This window comes from Burkholderia sp. BCC1972 (assembly GCF_905339605.1).
Taxonomy (GTDB): Bacteria; Pseudomonadota; Gammaproteobacteria; order Burkholderiales; family Burkholderiaceae; genus Burkholderia.
This window is the reverse complement of record NZ_CAJPGH010000012.1, coordinates 44,232-66,775: the sequence shown is the minus strand read 5'-3', so window position 1 is coordinate 66,775 and position 22,544 is coordinate 44,232. Positions and strand designations below refer to the sequence as shown.

The following is a 22,544-nucleotide window of genomic DNA, read 5'->3' as shown; positions in this document are numbered from 1 at the left end:
TGACCGTTCCGCGAACGAAAACGAGGAGCGTGCAATGTCCGTCCGTCTGGTCGTCATCTGTGCGCTGGCGCTCGCCGCGCCCGGCGCGTTCGCCCAGCCGCTGCCACCCGGGCAGCAGCCGCCCGCGAAGGCGGCGCTGGCCAATCCTGCGTCGGTCAACTGCGAGAAGCTCGGCGGTCGCCATGTGATCCGCAACCTGTCGAGCGGGCAGGTCGGCATGTGCGTGTTCAAGGATGGCCGCGTGTGCGAGGAATGGGCGCTGTACCGCGACGACCGCTGCGTCGGCGGCGGCGCGCCGAAGCGCGTGTCGAACTGACCGAACTGGCCGGGCCCGGCCGATCGCGCCCCCGATCGGCCGTCGGCCTGCCCCGCAGTCGATGCGTCCGTAAGCAACTTGTTATACTCGGCGCCGCCCGGGGACGACCCCGGGTCATTCGCTTCAACGGGGACGGCCCCATCCGATACGGAGTACGTCGAGATGGCGTGGGTATGGTTGTTGATCGCCGGTATGCTGGAAGTGGCCTGGGCGGCCGGCCTGAAATCGTCGGACGGCTTCACGAAGCTCGGTCCGTCGGTGTTTACGATCGTGACGGCGCTGGCCAGCTTCGGGCTGCTCGCGGTTGCGATGCGCCAGTTGCCGCTCGGCACGGCCTATGCGGTGTGGACGGGCATCGGCGCGGTCGGGGCGTTCGTGTTCGGCATCGTGATGATGGGCGAGGCGCTGACCGCCGCGCGCGTCGCGAGCGCCGCGCTGATCGTCGCGGGGCTGATCGGCCTCAAGCTGTCGTCGGCCGCCTGACGCGGGGCATTCGGGCGTCGGCGTCCGAGTGCGCGCCCGCCCACGATATCGCGCTGCGGAATTGCGCCGGTCCCCCGGATAGCCTGTCTATAATGGAACGCATTCGGGCCTGAATTCCGTCGCGCTTCTCGCGGCACGCGGTGCCGGTCGCCACGCGCCCTGCGGCCGGCCTGTCCGACTCGATCCGATCAATCGGCAAATCGCACGGAAAGTGCAAGGAGAGGGCGATGATCGAAGCCATTTCGCTCGGCGCGGGGCTCGCGTGGGCGAGCGGGCTGCGCTTGTACCTGACGGTGCTGATCGCCGGCGTGCTGGCGCGGTTCGGCTGGCTCCATCTGCCCGATACGCTGGCCGTCCTGATGTCGCCGTGGGTCATCGGCGCGGCGGCCGTGCTCACCATCACCGAATTCCTGGCCGACAAGATCCCCGCGTTCGACTCGCTGTGGGATGCCGTGCATACCTTCATCCGCATTCCCGCCGGCGCCGTACTGGCAGCCGGTGCGCTCGGCCATGCCGATCCGACCGTGCTCGCGGTCGCGGGGCTCGCCGGCGGCTCGCTGGCCGGTGCCGCGCACGTCGCGAAGGCCGGTACGCGCGCGCTGATCAACCTGTCTCCCGAACCGATTTCGAACTGGGTCGCCTCGTCGACCGAGGACGGCCTCGTCGTCGGCGGGCTCGTGCTGGCATTCTTCGTCCCGCTCGCGTTCCTCGTGCTGCTCGCCGCGTTCATCGCGGCGTCGGCGTGGGCGCTGCCGCGCCTGTGGCGCGGCGTGTCGGGCGGCTTCCGCGGGATGGCGAACCACATGGTGTCGCGGCTCAACTCGATCGGGGGCAAGCGCGATTGAACGAGCGGCAACCCGCGGCGCAGCCGCCGGCCGGGCAGCCCGGCCATGACAGGCCCGCGCATGCCGGTCGCTTCGGCCTGCACGACCTGATCCGCCAGGCCGCGCGGATGACCGCGCGCGACTGGCGCGCGGGCGAGTTGACGCTGCTCGTCCTCGCGCTGGTGCTGGCCGTCGCGGCGCTGACGAGCGTCGGTTTCCTCGCCGACCGCCTGCGCCAGGGGCTCGAACGCGACGCCCGCCAGATGCTCGGCGCCGATTTCGTCGTGCGCGCCGATCGTCCCGTCGATCCGTCGTTCGACCGGCAGGCCCGGGCGCTCGGCCTGCGTACCGCGACGACCGCCATTTTCCCGAGCATGATCGCGTCTGCCCCGGGCGGGCAGGCGGCCGAGGCCGCACCGTCGCGCCTCGCGGCCGTGAAGGCCGTGTCGCCCGGGTATCCGCTGCGCGGCGCCGTGGATATCGTGCCGGCCGGCGCCGCCGCCGCGCAGAAGGCGGCGGCGATTCCCGCGCCCGGCACCGTGTGGGCCGATCCCGCGCTGCTCGACGCGCTGCACCTGAAGGCGGGCGATACGGTGCGCGTCGGGTTGCGCACGTTCAAGGTCGCCGCGTCGATTGCCCGCGAGCTCGATCGCGGCTTTTCGTTCGTCAATTTTTCGCCGCGGCTGATGATGCGCGCGGACGACCTCGCCGCCACCGGGCTGACGGGCTACGGCAGCCGCGTCACCTACCGGCTGCTGGTCGCCGGCGACGCAGCGGCCGTCGCGCGTTTCGAAGCGTATGCGCACGCGCGCGTCGACGGCGGGAAACTGCGCGGCGTCGGGCTCGAGTCGTTGCAGGAAGGCCAGCCGCAGGTGCGGCAGACACTGGATCGCGCGCGCCATTTCCTGACGCTCGTCGCACTGCTGACCGCGCTGCTCGCGGCGGTCGCGATCGCGATGGCCGCGCAGCGCTACATGCGGCGCCATCTCGACGGCTGCGCGACGATGCGCTGCCTCGGCGTGAGCCGCCGCACGCTCGGCGCGCTGTTCGCACTCGAATTCGCCGGGATCGGCATCGTCTCGGGCGCCGCGGGCGCGCTGCTCGGCTACGGCGGTCACTGGGCGTTGCTGGCCGCGCTCGGCAGCCTGATCGACGTCGCGCTGCCGCCGCCCACGCTGTGGCCGGCGCTGATCGGCATGGGCGCCGCGCTCGTGCTGCTGCTCGGCTTCGCGCTGCCGCCGCTCGTGCCGCTCACGCGCGTGCCGCCGGTGCGCGTGCTGCGACGCGAGTGGGGCGATGCGTCGCGCACCGCATGGGCTGCGTACGCGATCGGCGTCGTGCTGTTCGCGGGGCTGCTGATCGTCGCGGCCGGTAACCTGAAGCTCGGCCTGATCGTCGCGGGCGGCTTCGCCGGCGCGCTGGTCGGCTTCGCGATGATCGCGCGGCTCGTGCTGTTCGCGGCCGCCCGTGCGGTACGCAACGCGCGCGTGGCCGCCGGCGTCGGCTGGCGCTATGCGCTCGCGTCGCTGCACCGGCGCGGCACGGCCAGCGCGCTGCAGATCACCGCGCTCGCGCTCGGCCTGATGTGCCTGCTGCTGATCGCGATCACGCGCAACGATCTCGTCGCGGGCTGGCGGCAGTCGACGCCGCCCGATGCGCCGAACCAGTTTCTGATCGACATCCAGCCCGACCAGCGCGACGACGTTGCCGCCTATCTGGCCGCGCACGGCGTGCGCGATGCGGCGCCCGCGCCGATGGTGCGCGGCCGCCTCGTCGCGATCAACGGCAAGCCGGTGAATCCGGATGCGTATCCGTCCGACGAGGCGCGCCGGCTCGTCGACCGCGAGTTCAACCTGTCGTATACGACCGAACTGCCGTCCGACAACCGGATCGTCGAAGGCGACTGGTTCGGCACCGCGGCCACGCCGCAGATATCGATCGAGGCCGGCCTTGCAAAGACGCTGAACGTGAAGCCGGGCGACACGCTGCGCTTCGACGTGACGGGGCTGACGGTCGACGCGCCGGTCACGAGCGTGCGCAAGCTCGACTGGGGCTCGTTCCGCGTCAACTTCTTCGTGCTGATGCCACCGCCGGTGCTGAAGGATTTCCCGGCCGTCTACCTGACGAGCTTCCATTTGCCCGCGTCGAACGCCGCGCTGCTCGATCCGCTGATCGCGCGCTATCCGAACCTGACCGCGATCGACGTCGCGCCGATCCTCGCGCAATTGCAGCGGATGATGCTGCAGGTGGTCGGCGCGGTGCAGTTCCTGTTCCTGTTCACGCTCGCGGCCGGCGTGCTGGTGCTGTACACGGCGCTCGCCGGCTCGCGCGACGAGCGCGTGCGCGAGGCCGCGCTGCTGCGTGCGCTCGGCGCGTCGCGCGCACAGGTCAATGCGGTGCAGCGCGCGGAATTCGTCGTGGTCGGCACGCTGGCCGGCGCGCTGGCATCGGCGGGCGCGATCGCGGTCGGCTGGGTGCTCGCGTTGCGCGTGTTCGATTTCCAGCTCGCCGTCGATCCGTGGCTCGTGCCGGCCGGCATCGCGGCCGGCGTCGCGTGCGCCGGTGCGGCCGGCTGGCTGAGCCTGCATAATGTGTTGCGGCGCCCCGCGCTGCAGTCGCTGCGCGACGCATGAGCGTCGCCGGCGGCCCCGAAGATCCCGTTTTCCGACTATCCGTATGACCGATGTGAATGACGATGCGCCGTCGCAGCCGACGGCGTTCGAGCTCGTGGGCGGCGAAGCCCGCGTGCGCGACATGGTGGACCGCTTCTACGACCTGATGGACCTCGAGCCCGAGTTCGCGGAAATTCGCGCGCTGCATCCGCCGTCGCTCGACGGCTCGCGCGACAAGCTGTTCTGGTTCCTGTGCGGCTGGCTCGGCGGCCCCGACCACTACATCAGCCGGTTCGGTCATCCGCGGCTGCGCGCGCGGCACCTGCCGTTCCCGATCGCGTCGGTCGAGCGCGACCAGTGGCTGCGCTGCATGGCGTGGGCGATGGAGGATGTCGGGCTGGCCGAGCCGCTGCGCGAGCGGCTGATGCATTCGTTCTACGACACGGCCGACTGGATGCGCAACCGGCCCGGTTGATCGACCGGTACGCCGCTGCCCGTGCGCCGGGCGATCTGCGTCTGGGCGCACGTGCGGCGTCGCGCGACACTGGCCGTTTCCCCCCATGGACACGAGGCTCGCCCGATGACGACACAAGCACTGTTTCGCGAAGACGCGTACCTCACGCAATGCGACGCGGTCGTCCAGGCCGTCGGCGACGACGGCATCCGGCTCGACCGCACGGTGTTCTATCCGCTCGGCGGCGGGCAGGCCGGCGACACCGGCACGCTGACGCTGCCCGACGGCAGCACGATCGCGATCGCCGATACGCGCAAGGCGAAGTTCGAAGGCGCGACGCCCGACGATGCGGTGCACGTGCCGGCGCCGGGGCAGGCGGCGAGCGTCGCGACGCTCGCGCCCGGCACGCGCGTGGTCGCGGCGATCGACTGGTCTCGCCGCTACCGGCACATGCGCCTGCATACGGCCGCGCACCTGATGTGCGCGGTGCTGCCGTATGCGGTCGACGGCTGCAGCGTGACGGCCGACTACGTGCGGCTCGATTTCGCGACGTCCGATGCGATCGACCGCGACGACGTCGAGCGGCGCCTCGCGGGGCTGGTCGGCGGCGCGCATCCGGTCACGACCGAATGGATCACCGACGACGAGATGGCCGAGCGGCCAGAACTCGTGCGCACGATGAGCGTGAAGCCGCCGATGGGCCTCGGCCGCGTGCGGCTGTTGCGCATTGAAAATGTCGACCTGCAGCCGTGCGGCGGCACGCATGTGCGCAACACGTCCGAAATCGGCGGGCTGCGGGTCGCGAAACTGGAAAAGAAGAGCGCGCGGACACGGCGCCTCGTACTGGAGTTTGCATGACGATCGACACCGGCAAGGCCGGCGCGGCGGTGCTGGATCCGCAAGCGCGGGAGATTCTGGATTTCTGGTTCGGCGAGCCGGGCTCGGCCGAATTCGGGCAGGAACGCAAGGTGTGGTTCAACGGCGGTGCGACGTTCGACGATGTGCTGCGCACGCGCTACGGCGCGTTGCTCGACGCCGCGTGCGACGGCGCCTGCGATCACTGGGCCGACTCGCCATTGGGTGCGCTGGCGTTGATCGTCGTGCTGGACCAGTTTTCGCGCAACATCCATCGCGGCACGCCGCGCGCGTTTGCCGCCGATCCGAAGGCGCTCGCGCTCGCACGCCGGGTCGTCGCGGCCGGCTGGGACGCGCAGTTGCCGAGCGGCCATCACCGCGCGTTCGCGTACCTGCCGTTCGAGCACGACGAATCGGTCGAGAGCCAAGGCGAAGCCGTGCGCCTGTGCGCGGGCATTCGCGACGAGGCCGGATGCGAGAGCTATCACCGTTTCGCGCTGCTGCACGCGGCCGTGGTCGAGCGCTTCGGCCGCTTTCCGCACCGGAACGCGATTCTCGGTCGTGCCTCGACCGACGAGGAGACCGCGTTTCTGCGCGAGCCCGGTTCGTCGTTCTGACGATCCGGGCAGCGGCGTAAAGCGCAGGGGCCGGGCGTTCCCGCGGATTGGCGCGGGTGCCTCGAAGGCGGGTATCGCGCAAAGGTCGCGCACCGGCCGGACGGGCGCGCTCTACCGTTGCGAAAGATGAAGGCAGGCATGACGGCGCATCGCGCCGTCGCGCGTTACTGCAGGTGCTGTTCGGGCGTACGCACGTACACGCGCAGCAGTTCCTCGTTGTCGCCCGGGCGGGCACCCGTCCAGAACAGTTTCCATTCGTTGCCGGGCGCCGGATCGACGGCGCGCACGCCCTGGACGATCATCCACGTGCAGCGCGTCGACTTCGCGTCGTCGATCGGCGTGTGCTGGATGCCGGAGAAGTAGTACAGCATCGGCGCTTCCGATTCGCCGAGCCCGTGCAGGCTCGCCATGCAGTCGCCGTCGGTCCATTCGAGCGCGAGATGCGCGTTCAGGTCGTCGAACACCGAGCGATAGCTCTTCGCGACGTCGAGCCACGGCAGCAGCAGTGTATAGACGAGGCCCCAGGCGACGAGTGCGCCGGCGCCCCACGACAGCGCGCCGCGCCACAGGCCCGTCGTGCGCAGCTTCGGCAGCAGCGTCAGCCAGCCGACGGTCAGCGCGAGCGCGCCGATCACGAGCGCGGGCTGGATCGGCATCGTCCAGTCGAGCGGCAGCCAGCGGCCGAGCAGTGCGAGATCCGCGCGCGACGCGGCCGGATCGGCCATCACGGCCCAGATCGCCCACGCGAGCGCGACGGTTGTGCCGAACAGCACGCGGCTGAAGTAGTCCCACGCGAGATGCAGCCGGCGCGGCAGGCGTTCGATCGCCTGCGCGGCGACCAGCGCGAGCGGTGCGAAGAACGGCAGGATGTAGAGCTGGCGCGACGTCGCGGACACTTGCAGCACCACGAGCCCGATACCGGCGAACAGCACCGGCAGCGCGATGCGCGGCGTGCGCCAGTCGCGCCATGCGCCGCGCGCGAGGGCGACGATCGCGAGCGGCGCGACCGGGAAGCCGACGAGCAGGAACGCGCGCAGGATGAAGAACGGCTTGTCGTTTTCCGCGCCGAGTTCGGGGACGGAGAAGCCGAAGAACCGGCCGACGTTGTTGTTCCAGAACCACGTCATGAACAGCGGTTCGGAGCGCAGGAACAGTGCGGTCGGCCAGATCAGCGCGAACGGCGCGAACGCGAGCGCAGCGACGCCGAGCGCGCGCGCGAACGAGCGGGTGCGGCAGGCCGGGTAGAGCACCAGCGTGCAGACGAGCGTGGCCGCGAACACGAGCGGCACGAACAGCCCTTTCGTCATCAGCGCGATGCCGACGCCCGCGCCGAAGATCGGCGCCGCCCAGCGGCCCGACGGCCGGACCGGCAGCCCGTGGCGCATCTGCTGTGCGCGCGCGACGTGCTGCATCACGAGTTCGAGCAGCCCGCAGAAGCCCATCGCCGTGCCGGCGAACAGCGCGACGTCCGTCATCATGTCGTGCACGTGCTTGATGACGACGAGCGTGCCCGCGCTGAGCACGACGGGGCCGAGCACGCGCAGGTCGAACCAGCTGTCCGCACGGCTGGCGACGCGCGCCGCGCGCGCGATGAAGCCGAATGCGAGCGCGGCGAACAGCGCGCTCGCGAGCCGCGCCGCGTCGTGCAGCGGCATCACCCGCTGCAGCAGCCACGCGAGGCTCGTCGCGACCCATGCGTAAAGCGGCGGCTTTTCCATGAACGGCAGGCCGGCATTGGTCGGCACGACGAAGTCGCCGGTCTCGAGCATGTGCTGGATGATGCCGAACGTGTAGGTTTCGTCCTGCTTCCACGGATCGTGGCCGAGCACGCCCGGCAGCGTGTACGCGCAGACCAGCGCGACGACGAACAGCCACGCCCGCCAGCCGAGCAGGGCCGAGCGGTCGCGCACGGTGCGGGGGGCGGCGGTCGACGCCACGACGGGCGTGCCGGCGGCGTCGAGCTTCGCGGCGGTGTCGGCGTCGGCGGTCGAACGGGTGAGCTGGGCCGGCGCGGGCACAGACGTGCGTCGCCGGCTGGGCGCTGCGGTTCCAGGCATGGAAAAGATCTCGGGTCGAGTCGAGCGGTCCGCGACTTGGGCAGGACCGATAAGGGCCACATCAGGGTGGCGAAGTCCAAGCGTTTACGACGCCTGTCTGATTGCCCGCTAGTAGAGCACGGAACTATTACGGATGTTTACTGAAACCGTCACGAAATTGTGGAGATTTGTGGTGTCGTGACGACAGATCGCTGCTGGCGGCGCGTCGCGCGCGCCGCGCGGGCGAGATTACCGGCCGCCGCCGACGTCGAGCAGGGCGCCCGTCGTGTAGGACGCCGCGTCGCCGAGCAGCCAGACGACCGCTTCGGCGATCTCCTGCGCTTCGCCCGCGCGGCCGAGCGGCGTTTGCGCGCCGAGGCGGGCTGCCCGGCCCGGCTGGCCGCCGCTGGCGTGAATATCGGTCTCGATCAGGCCGGGGCGCACCGCGTTGACGCGCACGCCGTGCGGGCCGAGTTCCTTCGCCAGGCCGATCGTCAACGAGTCGACCGCGCCTTTCGACCCCGCATAGTCGACGTATTCGTTCGGCGAACCGAGCCGCGACGCGATCGACGACACGTTGACGATCGCGCCGCCGCGGCCGCCACGGTCGATGGACAGCCGGCGCGCGGCTTCGCGGGCGCACAGGTACGCACCGAGCACGTTGGTGTCGAACATCCGCCGCAGCCGGTCGACCGGCATGTCGGCGAGCGGCATCGACGGCGCGACGATGCCGGCGTTGTTGACGAGCGCGTCGAGGCGTCCGAACGCGGCCATGACGGTGTCGAACATCGCGATGACGTCCGCCTCGTTCGCGACATCGCCCGCGACGATGCACGCGCGGCCGCCCGCGTCGCGCACGGCTTGCGCGGTGAGTTCGGCCGCTGCCGCGTCGCGTGCGTAATTGATGCCGACGTCCCAGCCGCGTTCGGCCGCGAGCACGGCGGTCGCGCGGCCGATGCCGCGGCTCGCGCCGGTGATGAGGACGGCCTTGCGATCGGACGGTGCGGTCATGGCGTGCGGCTTCCGGTGACGATTACTTCGCGGCGTCGGGCGCCCACTTGTCGCGGGCGGGCGGCTGGTAGCGGCGCAGCCGCTCGATCAGCGCGACGGGCTCGGATTCGACGCACAGCGCGTCGAAATAGGCCGGACGCATGAAGCCTTCGTCGACCGTATGGCGCAGCAGCGCGATCAACGGATCGTAGAACGAATCGATGTTGTAGACCGCGACGGGCTTGCGGTGATAGCCGAGCTGCGCCCACGTGTAGACCTCGAAGAGCTCTTCGAGCGTGCCGGCGCCGCCGGGCATCGCGACGAACGCGTCGGAGAGGTCGGCCATCATCTTCTTGCGGTGGTGCATGTCGGGCACGACGTGCAGTTCCGACAGCCCCGTATGGCCGACTTCCTTGTCGACGAGCAGTTCCGGGATCACACCGACCGCATGGCCGCCGGCAGCCATCACTTCGTCGGCGATCACGCCCATCAGGCCGACGCGGCCGCCGCCGTAGACGAGCGTGAGGCCCGCATCGACGAGCGCGCGGCCGAATGCGCGCGCGGCGTCGGCATAGACGGGCCGCACGCCGGGCGACGAGCCGCAGTAAACGCAGACTGCCTTCATTGCTTGGAATCCTTGGCGGGTGCCTGCCCGGTGACGACGGGGCTGTCGGCGGGGCGCGGCGAGCCGTCGCGCGGCGGCAGGTAGTCGGTGAACTGGCGCTTCGGCAGCTTGCCCGAGACCAGGTCGTCGAACAGCTGGCGCGAACGGCCGCGCAGGTACGGCGCCATCACGGAGATCACGTGCATGCTGACCTGGTGCAGTTCCTCGCGGATCGCGTCCTGGTCGTTGTATTTGCGCGGGTGCATCACGTACTGATACGACAGCCAGTAGGTCGAGATCACGGCCATGTTGGTGGCAATGACTTCGATCTCGGCGGGCGTGGCGACCATTTCCGCGTCGGACACGAGCAGCTCGCACATGTCGCGCGCGAAGCGCACCTTGTGGCTGATGATCTGCTTGAAGTGCGTCTCGAGCGTGCGGTTGCGGGCGAGCAGGTCGTTGAGGTCGCGATACAGGAACCGGTAGGTCCACATGAAATCGGCCATGTACTGCAGGTACGACCAGGTTTCGTCGATCGTCGGACGGTGATCTTCAGGGAAGCGCAGCCGCCGTTCGATCTGCTGCTCGAACTGCGCGAAGATGCTGTTGATGATGTCGTCCTTGTTGCGGAAATGGTAGTACAGGTTGCCTGGACTGATTTCCATTTCCTCGGCGATCGTCGTGGTCGTGACGTTCGGCTCGCCGATCTCGTTGAAGAGTTTCAACGACAACTCGAGAATCCGTTCGCGGGTGCGGCGGGGAGGTTTCGCTTCCATGTCGTCCGGCCCTGTGTGTGCCGGACTGGCGGGCGCTGCAATCGATGCTGCGTGATTCGTCCGGCGCGGGTTGCTGTTCTATGTCTAGCGGACGATTATAAACCGGGGTTTCGCCCCACCGGGGCATTTCGTGATCGCGGCCCCGCGCGGCGCATGGTGCAGCGCCGCACGCGGGCGGCGCGCGACGCGTCCGCCCGATACTCCCCGACACTCGTCTAGAAGCCGAGCCAGTGTGCGACGACCGGGCCGAGCACGAAGCCCCACGTCGTCACGCACGCGAACAGCGCAACCGTCACGGCCGCGCTGCCGAGATCCTTCGCGCGCTTGGAGAGTTCGTGGCGCTCGAGCGAGATGCGGTCGATCGCGGCCTCGACGCTCGAGTTCAGCAGCTCGACGATCAGCACGAGCAGTACCGAGCCGATCAGCAACGCGCGCGACGCGGCCGGCACCGGCGCGAACGCACCGATCGGGAGCATCAGCGCGGCGAGCGTGAGTTCCTGGCGAAACGCGCTCTCCTCGCGGATCGCGACGCGAAAGCCGTTCAGCGAATGCTTGAGGGCGTACCACGCGCGCGTGATGCCGCGGTGGCGCTTGTACGGGTTCGGCGGCAGCGGCGACAACTGGTCGTCGGGGCCGAGCGGCTCGTGCGCGTGCACGTCCGCTTCGGCGTGCGGCTCTTCCTCGTCGAACGGGCGGTGCCGTTGCGGCGTGGAGGCAGGGGGCGGGGTCTTGTCGTTCAGGTCTCGTTTCAAACGGCGGCACCTTCTGCTGGCGAGTACGCGGTCTTCGGCAGCGGCTTCAGATGCGACGCGAACTGCTCGGATGCTGCGCGCCACGAGAAGCGTTCCGCCCACGCGCGCGCAGTCGTGCGTTCGATCTTCAGCGCTTCGAGGCAGGCTTCCTGCAGGTCCTCGTGCATCGCGCCCGCGTCGCCTTCGCCGAGCACGTCGATCGGGCCCGTGACGGGATACGCGGCCACCGGCGTGCCGCAGGCGAGGGCTTCGAGCAGCACGAGGCCGAACGTGTCGGTGCGACTCGGGAACACGAACACGTCGGCCGCAGCATACACCTTTGCAAGCTCGCCCTGTGACAGCACGCCGAGATAGTTCGCCTCCGGATAGCGCGACTTCAGCTCCGCGAGCGCGGGGCCTTCGCCCGCGACCCACTTCGAGCCGGGCAGGTCCAGGCGCAGGAACGCCTCGACGTTCTTCTCGATCGCGACGCGCCCCACGTACAGGAAGATCGGCCGCGCGGTGTTGAGCACCTTCGACTCCATCGGCCGGAAAATGTCGAGATCGACGCCGCGGGTCCACAGCACGACGTTCGTGAAGCCGAATTTCTCGAGGTCCTGCTTGACGACCGGCGTCGGCGCCATCACCGCGAGCGACGGGCCGTGGAACCAGTGCAGGAAGCGATAGGTCGCGGCCAGCGGGATGCCGAAGCGCGCCTGCACGTATTCCGGAAAGCGCGTGTGGTACGCGGTCGTGTACGGCAGCTTGCGCGAGCGCGCGTAGCGCCGCGCGGCGAGGCCGAGCGGGCCTTCGGTCGCGATGTGCAGCGCATCGGGTGCGAACGCATCGATCCGCGCGCGCAGCTTGCGGTACGGCAGGATCGACAGGCGGATCTCGGGGTAGGTCGGGCAGGGTATCGTGCGGAATTCCAGCGGCGTCAGCAGTTCGACGCGGTGGCCGAGCGCGGTGAGTTCGCGCGACGTGCTCTTCAGCGTGCGCACGACGCCGTTGACCTGCGGTTCCCACGCGTCGGTGACGATCATGATCTTCATCGCGGCTTTGTCCTGTAAGTAGGGTTGTGTCAGGCAGTGGCCTTGGCCTTGCGCGACGCGGTCTCCGACGGTGCGGTGCGCATCACCGTCCAGTAGACGATCTTCAGTTCGCCTTCCATCGTTTCGACGAGTGCGGACAGGCTTTCGACCCAGTCGCCGTCGTTGCAGTACAGCACGCCGTCGATGTCGCGGATCTCGGCCTTGTGGATGTGGCCGCACACGACGCCGTCGCAGCCGCGGCGGCGCGCCTCGTCGGTCATCACGGTCTCGAACTGCGAGATGAAGTTGACCGCGTTCTTGACCTGGTGCTTCAGGTACTGCGACAGCGACCAGTACTGGAAGCCGAGCCGGCTGCGGATCCGGTTGAACCAGCGGTTCAGCACGAGGATCAGCGTGTACAGCGTGTCGCCGAGGTACGCGAGCCATTTCGCATGCTGGATCACGCCGTCGAACAGGTCGCCGTGCACGATCCACAAACGTTTGCCCGCGAGCGTCGTGTGGAACGCCTCGCCGCGCACCTGGATGTCGCCGAACGCGAGATCGCAGAACTGCCGCGCGCCTTCGTCGTGGTTGCCGGGGATGTAGACGACCTGCGTGCCCTTGCGCGCCTTGCGCAGGATCTTCTGCACGACGTCGTTGTGCGCCTGCGGCCAGTACCAGCCCTTCTTCAGCTGCCAGCCGTCGATGATGTCGCCGACGAGGTACAGGTATTCCGAATCGTTGTGGCGCAGGAAGTCGAGCAGGTACGGCGCCTGGCAGCCGCTCGAGCCGAGGTGGATGTCGGACAGCCAGATGGTGCGGTACCGATGGGTGGACGGGTCGGGGTCGTCGTGCTGCGTGGTGTGCGCGGCAGGCGGTTCTTGCGACGCCAGGCCATCGGTGACAGCCGAGCCGGACAGGAAGGCGGTGGCGGCGCGGGCGCCGATAGGGTGACGGAACAGGGAGGTCGCGGACGTTTTCTGGCCCATGCATGACTCGCGCCGGTTGACATTACCGGCATTCCGCCATGCGGGCGTGACTGTGCCATGACAGTCACGAGACGTTCTTATTACGGCCGTTGCAGGGTGTTTAGCAGTGAATCGACGGGCGTTGCGTAACCTGCCGCACGGAACGGCCGACGGTTGTGCGGCAAGGCCGTCGGGCGGGGTGACGGAAGGCGGTACGAGCGGTTTTCGTCTGGCGAATGCGGCGCGTCAGCGTGGTAGGGCGACGACGCGTGTGCGCGCGATCCGGTCGTGCGGGAACTGGCGATCGCCATGCAGCCGGGCAGCGCCGGCCCAGATGACGACCCAGGCGGCCGTGAGCGCGAGCGTGACGGGCACCGACAGGCCGAGGAGCGGATGCAGCGCGAGCGGCGGCAGGAACCACAGCCAGCCGAGCGCATAGCGGACGAGCGCGTGGCCGGCGCCCAGCGGCCGGCCGCTCGACGATTCGAGGCGCAGCCGCCAGGTCTTCATCGGCAGCGTCTGGCCGCCGTGGGTCCAGAACCACACGAAGTACGCGCCGACGACGAGCGCGATCCACGCGGCGAGCAGGTTGTGATGGACGAGGCCGTTGCGTTGCTGCGTCGCGAGGCTGAACGCGAGCCCGGCGAAGAACACGACGCCGAACAGCAGCACGCCTTCGTAGAGCAGCGCGGCGAGACGCCGCCGCACGGACGGCGTGGTGGTTGTGGTGTCGGGTGCGCGGGCGTTCGCCACGGCCGCTCAGGAGCCCTTGAACAGCGAGGGGGCGTCGGCGGGCGATACGGGCGCCACGGCGGGCGGTGCGGATGCGGTGCCGGCCGTCGACGAGGCCGGCACCGGCTGCGCGGCGGCCCCGGCCGACGCGGGCGCCGGTGCGGCGGCCGCGCCGCTTGCCGGATGTTCGTGCGAATTGACGAGGCGGCGGACGTCACGGTCGGCGACGGTCGGCGGTGCGCTGACGACGCTCGGCTTGCGGCGGCGCTCGGCGGCCGCGAGACGTTCCTTCTGTTCCTCGGGGAGTTGCTGATAGGCCTTCCACGCGCGCTCGCGCGCCTGCGCGGACAGCTCCTTCGCGCTCTGGTAGTTCTCGCGCGCGACGCGGCGCTGCTCGGGCGTCATCTTCGCCCATTCGGTCATCCGGTCCTGCAGGCGTTTCTGGTCATCGGGCGTCAACTTCGCGAAACGCGATGCGATCTTCAGCCATTTTCGCTTGCGGGCGTCGCTGAAGCCGTCCCATTGATCGGCGAACGGCGCGAGGGCCGCGTGCTGGGCCGGCGTGAGGCGCGCCCACGACAGCGGGCCGGTGGCGGCCGGCAGCGGCAGGGGCAGCGGCGGGAGTTCGGTGGTCAGCCCGGTCGCGGCCGAGGCCGGCGCGGCGGGGCTGACGGCCGCGACGGTGGTCGTCGCGGGGGCCGGGTGGAATCGGGAATACGTGGCGACGTAGGAAACGGCGATCGCAATCACGCATCCGAAAAATACGGCCAGGCCGCGCTTCTGACTCACCCGTGCGATCCCCTCGTTATTGTCTGTTAGTGAGCGCGCGAAAGATACGCGTTGAACCCGTGATCGAGATACGCGTTGAGCGGCAGGTCGTCGCTGAGCATCGCCGCGTCGATGTCGGCGAGTTCGGCGGTGCGCTGCATGTCTTCCCAGTAGGCGATGCCGACGAGCCCCGCGAGCAGCAGCGCCAGCGGCCACGCGCGCAGCAGGCGGCGCGCGAACGACGCCTGCGGGCGGCTCGCGGGAGCCGTGCCGTAGGCGCCGGCCGCGCCGGCGAAGGCCGGCACGAACACCGGCGCGGTCGCGGCTTCGGGCTTCTTGCGCGCGAGCGCGGCCCGGCGGGCGACGGCCAGGCGGTCGGTGGTCGCGGCAGGCAGGGCGGCCGTGCGCTCGTCAAGCGCGCGGCGCACCTTCAGCGCGAATTCGTATTCTCGATTTGCGGGAGCGGAGCTCATAGCGTGATTCCTTTGGCCTTGAGCGCTTGCGCCAGTGTATGGGTGGCCCGCGAGCAGTGCGTCTTCACGCTGCCCTCGGAGCACCCCATTGCGGCGGCAGTCTCGGCGACATCCATATCTTCCCAATAACGCATCAGGAACGCTTCCCGTTGACGCGCCGGAAGCTTCTGGATTTCTTCGTCGATCAGGGCCAGAACCTGCTCTCTTTCGAGGCGATGCTCGCTGCTCTCGACGCCCGCGTTGTCGTCCGCGGATTCGAGTGTTTCGAGCGGGTCGAAGTCTTCGTCGTCGGTATTGTTCAGCGACGAGAAGAGCGTGACCCAGGTGTTGCGGACTTTCTGCCGACGAAACCAGTCGTGGACCGTATTCTGCAGGATCCGTTGAAAAAGCAGCGGCAATTCGGCCGCCGGCCGGTCGCCGTACTTTTCGGCGAGCTTGATCATCGCGTCCTGCACGATGTCGAGCGACGCATCGTCGTCACGCACGGCGTACGCGGCCTGCTTGAACGCGCGCCTTTCGACGCCCGCCAGAAAGTCGGCGAGTTCCTTGTCTGATGCCATTCCGTGAAGGTATGCGCTGCGGGCCGCTGCGTGGTGAAAAAGGTCGAAAAATTTCGTAAAACCCGCGGATGCTATCAAATTTTCGTGCCGCTTGGCACCGGGGCGGGCGCTGCACGTTGCGCGCGAGCCGCGGCAGTGGGGCGCCGGGCGGCGTGCATGATGCGGTGCGGGATATTTTGCTTGACGACCCAATCGCGACCCGCTATCGTCAGCGATTCGCAACATGAAGTGATGGTCTCATTTGAGGCTGGCCCAAGAAGCCCGCCCTTCAAACTGGACGCGCCGCTTGAACCCGAGCCACAAGCCCGGCAGAGAGCACCCGATCAATTTTTTGCCGAAAATTCGAAAGGTCAAAATGAACATGCCCAGCGCGGAATTCTCCACGTCGGAACCCCTTTCCCCTCCCGATAGCGACTCCATCGGCGGCACCGTGCTGATGAAGGCACTCGCCGACGAAAACGTCGAATTCATCTGGGGCTACCCCGGCGGCTCGGTTCTCTACATCTACGACGAGCTGTACAAGCAGGACAAGATTCAGCACGTGCTGGTGCGCCATGAACAGGCGGCCGTGCACGCAGCCGATGCGTATGCGCGTTCCACCGGCAATGTTGGCGTCTGTCTCGTGACGTCGGGCCCCGGTGTCACCAACGCGGTGACCGGCATCGCAACGGCCTACATGGATTCGATCCCGATGGTCGTGATCAGCGGCCAGGTGCCGACTGCCGCGATCGGCCAGGATGCTTTCCAGGAATGCGACACCGTCGGCATCACGCGTCCGTGCGTGAAGCACAACTTCCTCGTGAAGGACGTGCGCGACCTCGCGGAAACCGTCAAGAAGGCGTTCTACATCGCCCGTACCGGCCGTCCGGGCCCGGTGCTGATCGACATCCCGAAGGACATCTCGAAGACGCCGTGCCAGTACGAGCCGGTCAAGAGCGTGTCGCTGCGTTCGTACAACCCCGTCACGAAGGGCCATTCGGGCCAGATCCGCAAGGCCGTGTCGCTGCTGCTGACGGCCAAGCGCCCGTACATCTACACGGGTGGCGGCATCATCCTCGCCGATGCGTCGCGTGAGCTGAACCAGTTCGCGGACCTGCTCGGCTACCCGGTCACAAACACGCTGATGGGCCTCGGCGGCTATCGCGCGTCGGACAGGAAATTCCTCGGCATGCTCGGCATGCACGGCACCTACGAAGCGAACATGGCGATGCAGCACTGCGACGTGCTGATCGCGATCGGTGCCCGCTTCGACGACCGCGTGATCGGCGACCCGGCGCACTTCGCGTCGCGTCCGCGCAAGATCATCCACATCGACATCGACCCGTCGTCGATCTCGAAGCGCGTGAAGGTCGACATCCCGATCGTCGGCGACGTGAAGGAAGTGCTGAAGGAGCTGATCGAGCAGCTGCAGACGGCCGAGCACGGCCCCGACACCGAGGCGCTCGCCCAGTGGTGGAAGGACATCGAGGGCTGGCGCTCGAAGGACTGCCTGAAGTACGACCGCGAAAGCGAGATCATCAAGCCGCAGTACGTGGTGGAGAAGGCGTGGGAGCTGACGGACGGCAATGCGTTCGTGTGCTCGGACGTCGGCCAGCACCAGATGTGGGCTGCGCAGTTCTACCGATTCAACAAGCCGCGTCGCTGGATCAACTCCGGCGGCCTCGGCACGATGGGCTTCGGCCTGCCGGCAGCGATGGGCGTCAAGATGGCGCACCCGGACGACGACGTGCTGTGCATCACGGGCGAAGGCTCGATCCAGATGTGCATCCAGGAACTGTCGACCTGCCTGCAGTACGACACGCCCGTGAAGATCATTTCGCTGAACAACCGCTATCTCGGCATGGTCCGCCAGTGGCAGCAGATCGAATACAGCAAGCGCTATTCGCATTCGTACATGGATGCGCTGCCGGATTTCGTGAAGCTCGCCGAAGCGTACGGCCATGTGGGCTTGCGGATCGAAAAGACCTCGGATGTGGAGCCGGCGCTGAAGGAAGCGCTGCGCCTGAAGGACCGCACCGTGTTTCTCGACTTCCAGACCGATCCGACCGAAAACGTCTGGCCGATGGTACAGGCCGGCAAGGGCATCACCGAGATGCTGCTCGGATCGGAAGACCTGTAACGGCGCGACGCGCGCTTGAGCCCGATGCGGCCGCCTTCACGAAAGGCGGTGCGGCACCGGGCGGCGCGCGGCGCGAGTGAATCGACACGGACACATTCTGGAAGAAGCGAACATGAGACACATCATTTCCGTCCTGCTGGAGAACGAACCGGGCGCGCTGTCGCGCGTGGTCGGCCTGTTCTCCGCACGCGGCTACAACATCGAAACCTTGACGGTGGCGCCGACCGAAGACCAATCGCTGTCGCGGCTCACCATCGTTTCCATTGGCTCCGACGACGTGATCGAACAGATCACGAAGCATCTGAACCGCCTGATCGAGGTGGTGAAAGTGGTGGACCTGACCGACGGTGCACACATCGAACGCGAGCTGATGCTGATCAAGGTACGTGCAGTGGGCAAGGAGCGCGAAGAAATGAAGCGGATGTCGGACATTTTCCGCGGCCGCATCATCGACGTGACCGAAAAGACCTACACGATCGAATTGACGGGCGCGAGCGACAAGCTCGACGCATTCATCCAGGGGCTGGACGCGGGCGCGATCCTGGAGACCGTGCGCACCGGCAGCTCCGGCATCGGGCGCGGCGAGCGCATCCTGAAGGTGTGATGCCGAAATTGCCAAACAGGCACGCCGGGTGCGCCGTCATGTCCCGGCCCGCAGTACTCCATCCGAACGAATTGTTGAATTTTTGAATTAGCGAAGGAACCATCATGAACGTTTTCTACGACAAAGACGCCGACCTCTCCCTCATCAAGGGCAAGCAAGTCACGATCATCGGCTACGGCTCGCAAGGCCATGCACACGCGCTGAACCTGAAGGAAAGCGGCGTGAACGTGACGGTCGGCCTGCGCAAGGACGGCGCGTCGTGGAGCAAGGCCGAAAACGCCGGCCTGTCGGTCAAGGAAGTCGCGGAAGCGGTGAAGGGCGCAGACGTCGTCATGATGCTGCTGCCGGACGAGCAGATCGCCGACGTGTACGCGAAGGAAGTGCACGCGAACATCAAGCAAGGTGCGGCGCTGGCATTCGCGCACGGCTTCAACGTCCACTACGGCCAGGTGATCCCGCGCGCCGACCTCGACGTGATCATGATCGCGCCGAAGGCACCGGGCCACACCGTGCGCGGCACGTACTCGCAAGGTGGCGGCGTGCCGCACCTGATCGCGGTTGCGCAGAACAAGTCGGGCGCGGCACGCGACATCGCGCTGTCGTACGCGGCAGCGAACGGCGGCGGCCGTGCCGGCATCATCGAGACGAACTTCCGTGAAGAGACCGAAACCGACCTGTTCGGCGAGCAGGTCGTGCTGTGCGGCGGTACCGTCGAGCTGATCAAGGCCGGCTTCGAGACGCTGGTCGAAGCAGGCTACGCGCCGGAAATGGCGTACTTCGAGTGCCTGCACGAACTGAAGCTGATCGTCGACCTGATCTACGAAGGCGGCATCGCGAACATGAACTACTCGATCTCGAACAACGCCGAATACGGCGAGTACGTGACGGGCCCGCGCGTCGTCACGGAAGAGACGAAGAAGGCGATGAAGCAGTGCCTGACCGACATCCAGACGGGCGAGTACGCGAAGAGCTTCATTCTCGAGAACAAGGCAGGCGCACCGACGCTGCAGTCGCGCCGTCGCCTGACGGCCGAGCACCAGATCGAACAGGTCGGTGCGAAGCTGCGTGCGATGATGCCGTGGATCGCGAAGAACAAGCTCGTCGACCAGACGAAGAACTAAGCACCGCGTGCTGTTCCGGCCCTTCGAGTGGAGGGTCGGTATCAAAAAGCCGTCCGAAGGCAGCAGTGCCCCGGGCGGCTTTTGCTATCCTACGGGCTTTGGTGCGACGCGAGTCGCAACGACTGTCGGCGATGAGCCGACCTATTGGTGACCTCTGGTCACCCTTTGTGAGAGGTGGGAACTGGCAGCAGTACGCTGGAACCTACCGGTGGCGAGGGGCGGTTGAAACTGACCGTCCATCGCATTGCATTGGCCTGATTACCGTCAGGTCCCGCCAAGTTAGCGGCTTCAACTCCGCTAACAAAGCGGGTTGGTGTTTGCAAATTCCCCGTAGCTTCCGGATGCGGGGACGCGATCTTAGTCGAGCGAATGCTCGGTGTGTCATTGTTTTACTTCGCCGGAACATTGGTGAGGGAGGAAACCCGTTGTGCGACCAACGGTCGCCTAGGAAGACATGCGTCACTGGTAACGGTGGGGTGTGAAGCTCTTCCAACAACGTAGCCCCCGGAACTTTCGGGCATGCACGGGCCGTGAGGTACGTGTGTGGAGACTCCTAGCAGCGATGGGGTCAAGGAGCAAGGCTGGCCGACATGGTTAACGTAAGTGAACTGCTGATAAACCTCGTAAGTAGGCGAAGTGCCTAAGCTGCTGTCAGGCATGAACCAAAAGGTGTGCGGTCGGATAACCCGCTCAAAGCTCGGGTTACGTCGTCGTTAGACCGTCGGGGGAGAGGCAGAACCTAAATCGGTCGTGTGACATGCCGGGAACGCGGTAAGCCCGTATCGCTGCCAACGCTTTAGGGTTGGCAGGCGAACCGTGAGGGACGCTGTTAGCGGTGCGGGTATGGGAGGACGGAAAAAGCGAATGTCGGGCTGTAATGGCTCGGATAGAGGTTGAAACATTACCTCACGCGAAAGCGGGCAGACTTCCGTCTGGTCTACCGTCGCAAGACGGCTGACTGACCTTTTGACTTGGAGCAACGCGGGCACATGTGTCCGCTTGCAAGTACCAGTTCGAAGTATGGACGCACGTGCCCATACCTAGAACGAGAGTGGTTCCCCAGTGGGGCATATCTGCCCCACTGGGGCAGCTGTGTCCCTACTGGAGGGCTGATCACCCCAAGGTAGGAGAGCAGCATGAAAGTATCCGTCCGAAAGGATGGATCTGCGTTTTCCCACGCGCCGGACCACTGGTACGCCGTAGATTGGCGTCGAGTGGAACGGAACGTGAGAGGGATGCAGATTCGAATTGCGAAGGCGACGCGGGAAGGTGACTGGCGCAGGGTGAAAGCCCTGCAAAGGATGCTGACCCGCACGTTGTCCGCGAAGCTGTATGCGGTACGACGTGTTACGCAGAACCAAGGTGCGCGAACGGCTGGAGTCGATCGCGAACTGTGGGACACGCCTGAGAGCCGATGGGAAGCTGTCGGCAAGTTGAAGCGGCGCGGATACAAGCCTCTGCCATTACGGAGAGTCTTTATCCCCAAGGCCAATGGAAAGTTACGCCCCCTGGGCATACCGACCATGCGGGACAGGGCGATGCAAGCCCTGTACTTGTTGGCTTTGGAGCCGGTGTCGGAATCGACGAGCGACCCGAACTCATATGGGTTCCGGATTCATCGCTCGACGGCCGACGCTATGTCGCAGTTGTTTGTCTCGCTGTCTCAGAAGGCTTCGGCCCAATGGGTCTTGGAGGCGGACATCAAGGGCTGCTTCGACTACATCAACCATGACTGGCTGGTGAACCATGTCCCGATGGACAAGGAGATCCTCCGCAAGTGGTTGAAGGCTGGCCTGATTTACAAGGGGCAGCTACAGGCAACCGAGGCCGGTACGCCACAGGGAGGCATCATTTCCCCAACGCTGGCCAACGTGACGCTGAACGGGTTGGAGCGTGAACTGATCGAGCACTTGCGTGCGAGATTCGGGATCGCGAAGGCCAAGAAGTTGAAGGTGAATGCGGTGCGATACGCGGACGACTTCGTGATCACCGGCGACTCTCAAGAGATGCTGGCCAGCGAAGTTAAGCCTTGGGTGGAGGCATTCCTTGCGCAGCGAGGACTGCAACTTTCCGAGGAGAAGACGCGCATCGTGCACATTGACGAAGGCTTCGATTTCCTTGGGTGGAATTTCCGGAAGTACTCGGGAACGCTACTCATCAAACCGAGCAAGAAGAACGTGCAGACGTTCTATCGCAAGGTTGCGGAGACGATCAGCGGCAACAAGGCGGCAAAGCAGTCGGACTTGATTCGATTGCTGAGCCCGATGCTACGAGGGTGGGCGCAGTACCACCGCCCCGTGGTGGCGAAGCAGGCGTACAGCCGCATGGAGTCTTTGGTCTTTCAGAGGCTCTGGCGGTGGGCGAGGAGGCGGCACCCGAAGAAGAGGGCCGAGTGGGTGAGAAAGAAATATTTCCACACGGTCGGAACTCGACACTGGGTATTCGCTGTCCGAGCGGTGCGCGAAGACGGCAGTCAGGGGCTGAATGAGCTGTACCACCTCAGTGGTACGGAAATCAAACGGCACAAGAAGATCAAGGGCGGCTACAACCCCTTTGATCTGGAGTGGGAGCAATACGGCGAGCAATTGCGGCAGGAGCGGATGGGAGACACCATGCGCTACCGAAAACAATGGGCGAGCCTGTACATGTCGCAGGGCGGGTTGTGTGCGCACTGCGGCTGTGCCCTGTCGGACGAGACGGGTTGGCACGACCACCATCTGGAATACCGGATGCATGGCGGAACCGATGCTCTGTCCAACCGGGTCTTGCTTCACCCCGACTGCCACCGGCAGGTGCACGCCGGTAAAATTGCGGTAACTAAGCCGGTCCGACCCCAGGTCGGACTTTGATTTACATGTAGGCTCGAGCCG

General features: G+C 66.8%; 22 protein-coding genes. 11 read left to right on the top strand and 11 right to left on the bottom strand.

All coding sequences use genetic code 11. The features are described from left to right. Positions 1-34 precede the first annotated feature (34 nt). The 7 genes from U5798_RS18525 to U5798_RS18495 all read left to right on the top strand — a co-directional run bounded on the left by U5798_RS18525 (position 35) and on the right by U5798_RS18495 (position 6,161). The gene (locus tag U5798_RS18525; protein WP_124453021.1) at positions 35-316 is read left to right on the top strand and encodes a DUF333 domain-containing protein; all 282 of its coding nucleotides are present in this window, start codon (positions 35-37) and stop codon (positions 314-316) included. Positions 317-478: 162 nt separating this feature from the next. Continuing rightward, complete coding sequence (gene sugE, locus U5798_RS18520; protein WP_124453023.1) at positions 479-799, top strand: quaternary ammonium compound efflux SMR transporter SugE; 321 nt, start codon at positions 479-481, stop codon at positions 797-799. 227 nt (positions 800-1,026) lie between these two features. Beyond that, positions 1,027-1,644, top strand: a complete 618-nt coding sequence (locus tag U5798_RS18515) for a DUF4126 domain-containing protein (protein ID WP_124453025.1) — start codon at positions 1,027-1,029, stop codon at positions 1,642-1,644. Between the two features lie 107 nt (positions 1,645-1,751). Next, on the top strand, positions 1,752-4,256 hold the full coding sequence (locus tag U5798_RS18510; protein ID WP_415859504.1) for an ABC transporter permease: 2,505 nt from the start codon (positions 1,752-1,754) through the stop codon (positions 4,254-4,256). A gap of 43 nt (positions 4,257-4,299) precedes the next feature. After that, positions 4,300-4,710 carry a group II truncated hemoglobin gene (locus U5798_RS18505; protein ID WP_124453029.1) on the top strand — a complete coding sequence of 137 codons (411 nt, stop codon included), beginning with the start codon at positions 4,300-4,302 and terminating at the stop codon, positions 4,708-4,710. Between the two features lie 105 nt (positions 4,711-4,815). Then, positions 4,816-5,547, top strand: coding sequence for an alanyl-tRNA editing protein (locus U5798_RS18500; protein WP_322082824.1), 732 nt, complete (start codon positions 4,816-4,818; stop codon positions 5,545-5,547). Then, positions 5,544-6,161, top strand: a complete 618-nt coding sequence (locus U5798_RS18495) for a DUF924 family protein (protein ID WP_322082823.1) — start codon at positions 5,544-5,546, stop codon at positions 6,159-6,161. The genes U5798_RS18500 and U5798_RS18495 overlap by 4 nt, the downstream gene beginning before the upstream one ends. Positions 6,162-6,325: 164 nt before the next feature. Here the strand turns inward: U5798_RS18495 and U5798_RS18490 are convergent, their stop codons facing one another. From U5798_RS18490 to U5798_RS18440, 11 genes are all read right to left on the bottom strand, one after another. Next, positions 6,326-8,218, bottom strand: coding sequence for a glycosyl transferase (locus U5798_RS18490; protein WP_322082822.1), 1,893 nt, complete (start codon positions 8,216-8,218; stop codon positions 6,326-6,328). A gap of 228 nt (positions 8,219-8,446) precedes the next feature. Further along, positions 8,447-9,208, bottom strand: coding sequence for an SDR family oxidoreductase (locus U5798_RS18485; RefSeq protein WP_322082821.1), 762 nt, complete (start codon positions 9,206-9,208; stop codon positions 8,447-8,449). 22 nt (positions 9,209-9,230) lie between these two features. Next, the gene (locus U5798_RS18480; RefSeq protein WP_124453039.1) at positions 9,231-9,812 is read right to left on the bottom strand and encodes a TIGR00730 family Rossman fold protein; all 582 of its coding nucleotides are present in this window, start codon (positions 9,810-9,812) and stop codon (positions 9,231-9,233) included. Beyond that, positions 9,809-10,567 carry a TetR/AcrR family transcriptional regulator gene (locus tag U5798_RS18475; RefSeq protein WP_021161119.1) on the bottom strand — a complete coding sequence of 253 codons (759 nt, stop codon included), beginning with the start codon at positions 10,565-10,567 and terminating at the stop codon, positions 9,809-9,811. The genes U5798_RS18480 and U5798_RS18475 overlap by 4 nt, the downstream gene beginning before the upstream one ends. A gap of 215 nt (positions 10,568-10,782) precedes the next feature. After that, positions 10,783-11,319 carry a diacylglycerol kinase gene (locus tag U5798_RS18470; protein ID WP_085042043.1) on the bottom strand — a complete coding sequence of 179 codons (537 nt, stop codon included), beginning with the start codon at positions 11,317-11,319 and terminating at the stop codon, positions 10,783-10,785. Then, the gene (locus U5798_RS18465; protein WP_322082820.1) at positions 11,316-12,350 is read right to left on the bottom strand and encodes a glycosyltransferase family 1 protein; all 1,035 of its coding nucleotides are present in this window, start codon (positions 12,348-12,350) and stop codon (positions 11,316-11,318) included. Before U5798_RS18465 ends, U5798_RS18470 begins: the two co-directional genes overlap by 4 nt. A 29-nt stretch (positions 12,351-12,379) precedes the next feature. Continuing rightward, on the bottom strand, positions 12,380-13,318 hold the full coding sequence (locus tag U5798_RS18460; RefSeq protein WP_124453045.1) for a UDP-2,3-diacylglucosamine diphosphatase: 939 nt from the start codon (positions 13,316-13,318) through the stop codon (positions 12,380-12,382). Between the two features lie 225 nt (positions 13,319-13,543). Beyond that, complete coding sequence (locus U5798_RS18455) at positions 13,544-14,050, bottom strand: RDD family protein (protein WP_322082819.1); 507 nt, start codon at positions 14,048-14,050, stop codon at positions 13,544-13,546. 6 nt (positions 14,051-14,056) lie between these two features. Beyond that, positions 14,057-14,818 (bottom strand): DUF3106 domain-containing protein, encoded by a 762-nt coding sequence (locus tag U5798_RS18450; protein WP_124453050.1) that lies wholly within the window; start codon positions 14,816-14,818, stop codon positions 14,057-14,059. A 26-nt stretch (positions 14,819-14,844) separates the two neighbouring features. Beyond that, positions 14,845-15,270 (bottom strand): DUF3619 family protein, encoded by a 426-nt coding sequence (locus tag U5798_RS18445; protein ID WP_124453052.1) that lies wholly within the window; start codon positions 15,268-15,270, stop codon positions 14,845-14,847. After that, a complete protein-coding gene (locus U5798_RS18440) occupies positions 15,267-15,830 on the bottom strand; it encodes an RNA polymerase sigma factor (protein WP_034190792.1) in 564 nt (187 codons plus the stop codon). Before U5798_RS18440 ends, U5798_RS18445 begins: the two co-directional genes overlap by 4 nt. 355 nt (positions 15,831-16,185) lie before the next feature. Here U5798_RS18440 and U5798_RS18435 point away from each other — a divergent pair, with 355 nt between their 5' ends. The 4 genes from U5798_RS18435 to ltrA all read left to right on the top strand — a co-directional run bounded on the left by U5798_RS18435 (position 16,186) and on the right by ltrA (position 22,523). Next, positions 16,186-17,949, top strand: coding sequence for an acetolactate synthase 3 catalytic subunit (locus tag U5798_RS18435; RefSeq protein WP_124453053.1), 1,764 nt, complete (start codon positions 16,186-16,188; stop codon positions 17,947-17,949). 112 nt (positions 17,950-18,061) lie between these two features. Further along, the gene (gene ilvN / locus U5798_RS18430; protein WP_006398781.1) at positions 18,062-18,553 is read left to right on the top strand and encodes an acetolactate synthase small subunit; all 492 of its coding nucleotides are present in this window, start codon (positions 18,062-18,064) and stop codon (positions 18,551-18,553) included. A gap of 104 nt (positions 18,554-18,657) precedes the next feature. Further along, on the top strand, positions 18,658-19,674 hold the full coding sequence (gene ilvC / locus U5798_RS18425) for a ketol-acid reductoisomerase (RefSeq protein WP_322082818.1): 1,017 nt from the start codon (positions 18,658-18,660) through the stop codon (positions 19,672-19,674). 1,136 nt (positions 19,675-20,810) lie between these two features. Next, positions 20,811-22,523, top strand: a complete 1,713-nt coding sequence (ltrA, locus tag U5798_RS18420) for a group II intron reverse transcriptase/maturase (RefSeq protein ID WP_322082817.1) — start codon at positions 20,811-20,813, stop codon at positions 22,521-22,523. Positions 22,524-22,544 lie beyond the last annotated feature (21 nt).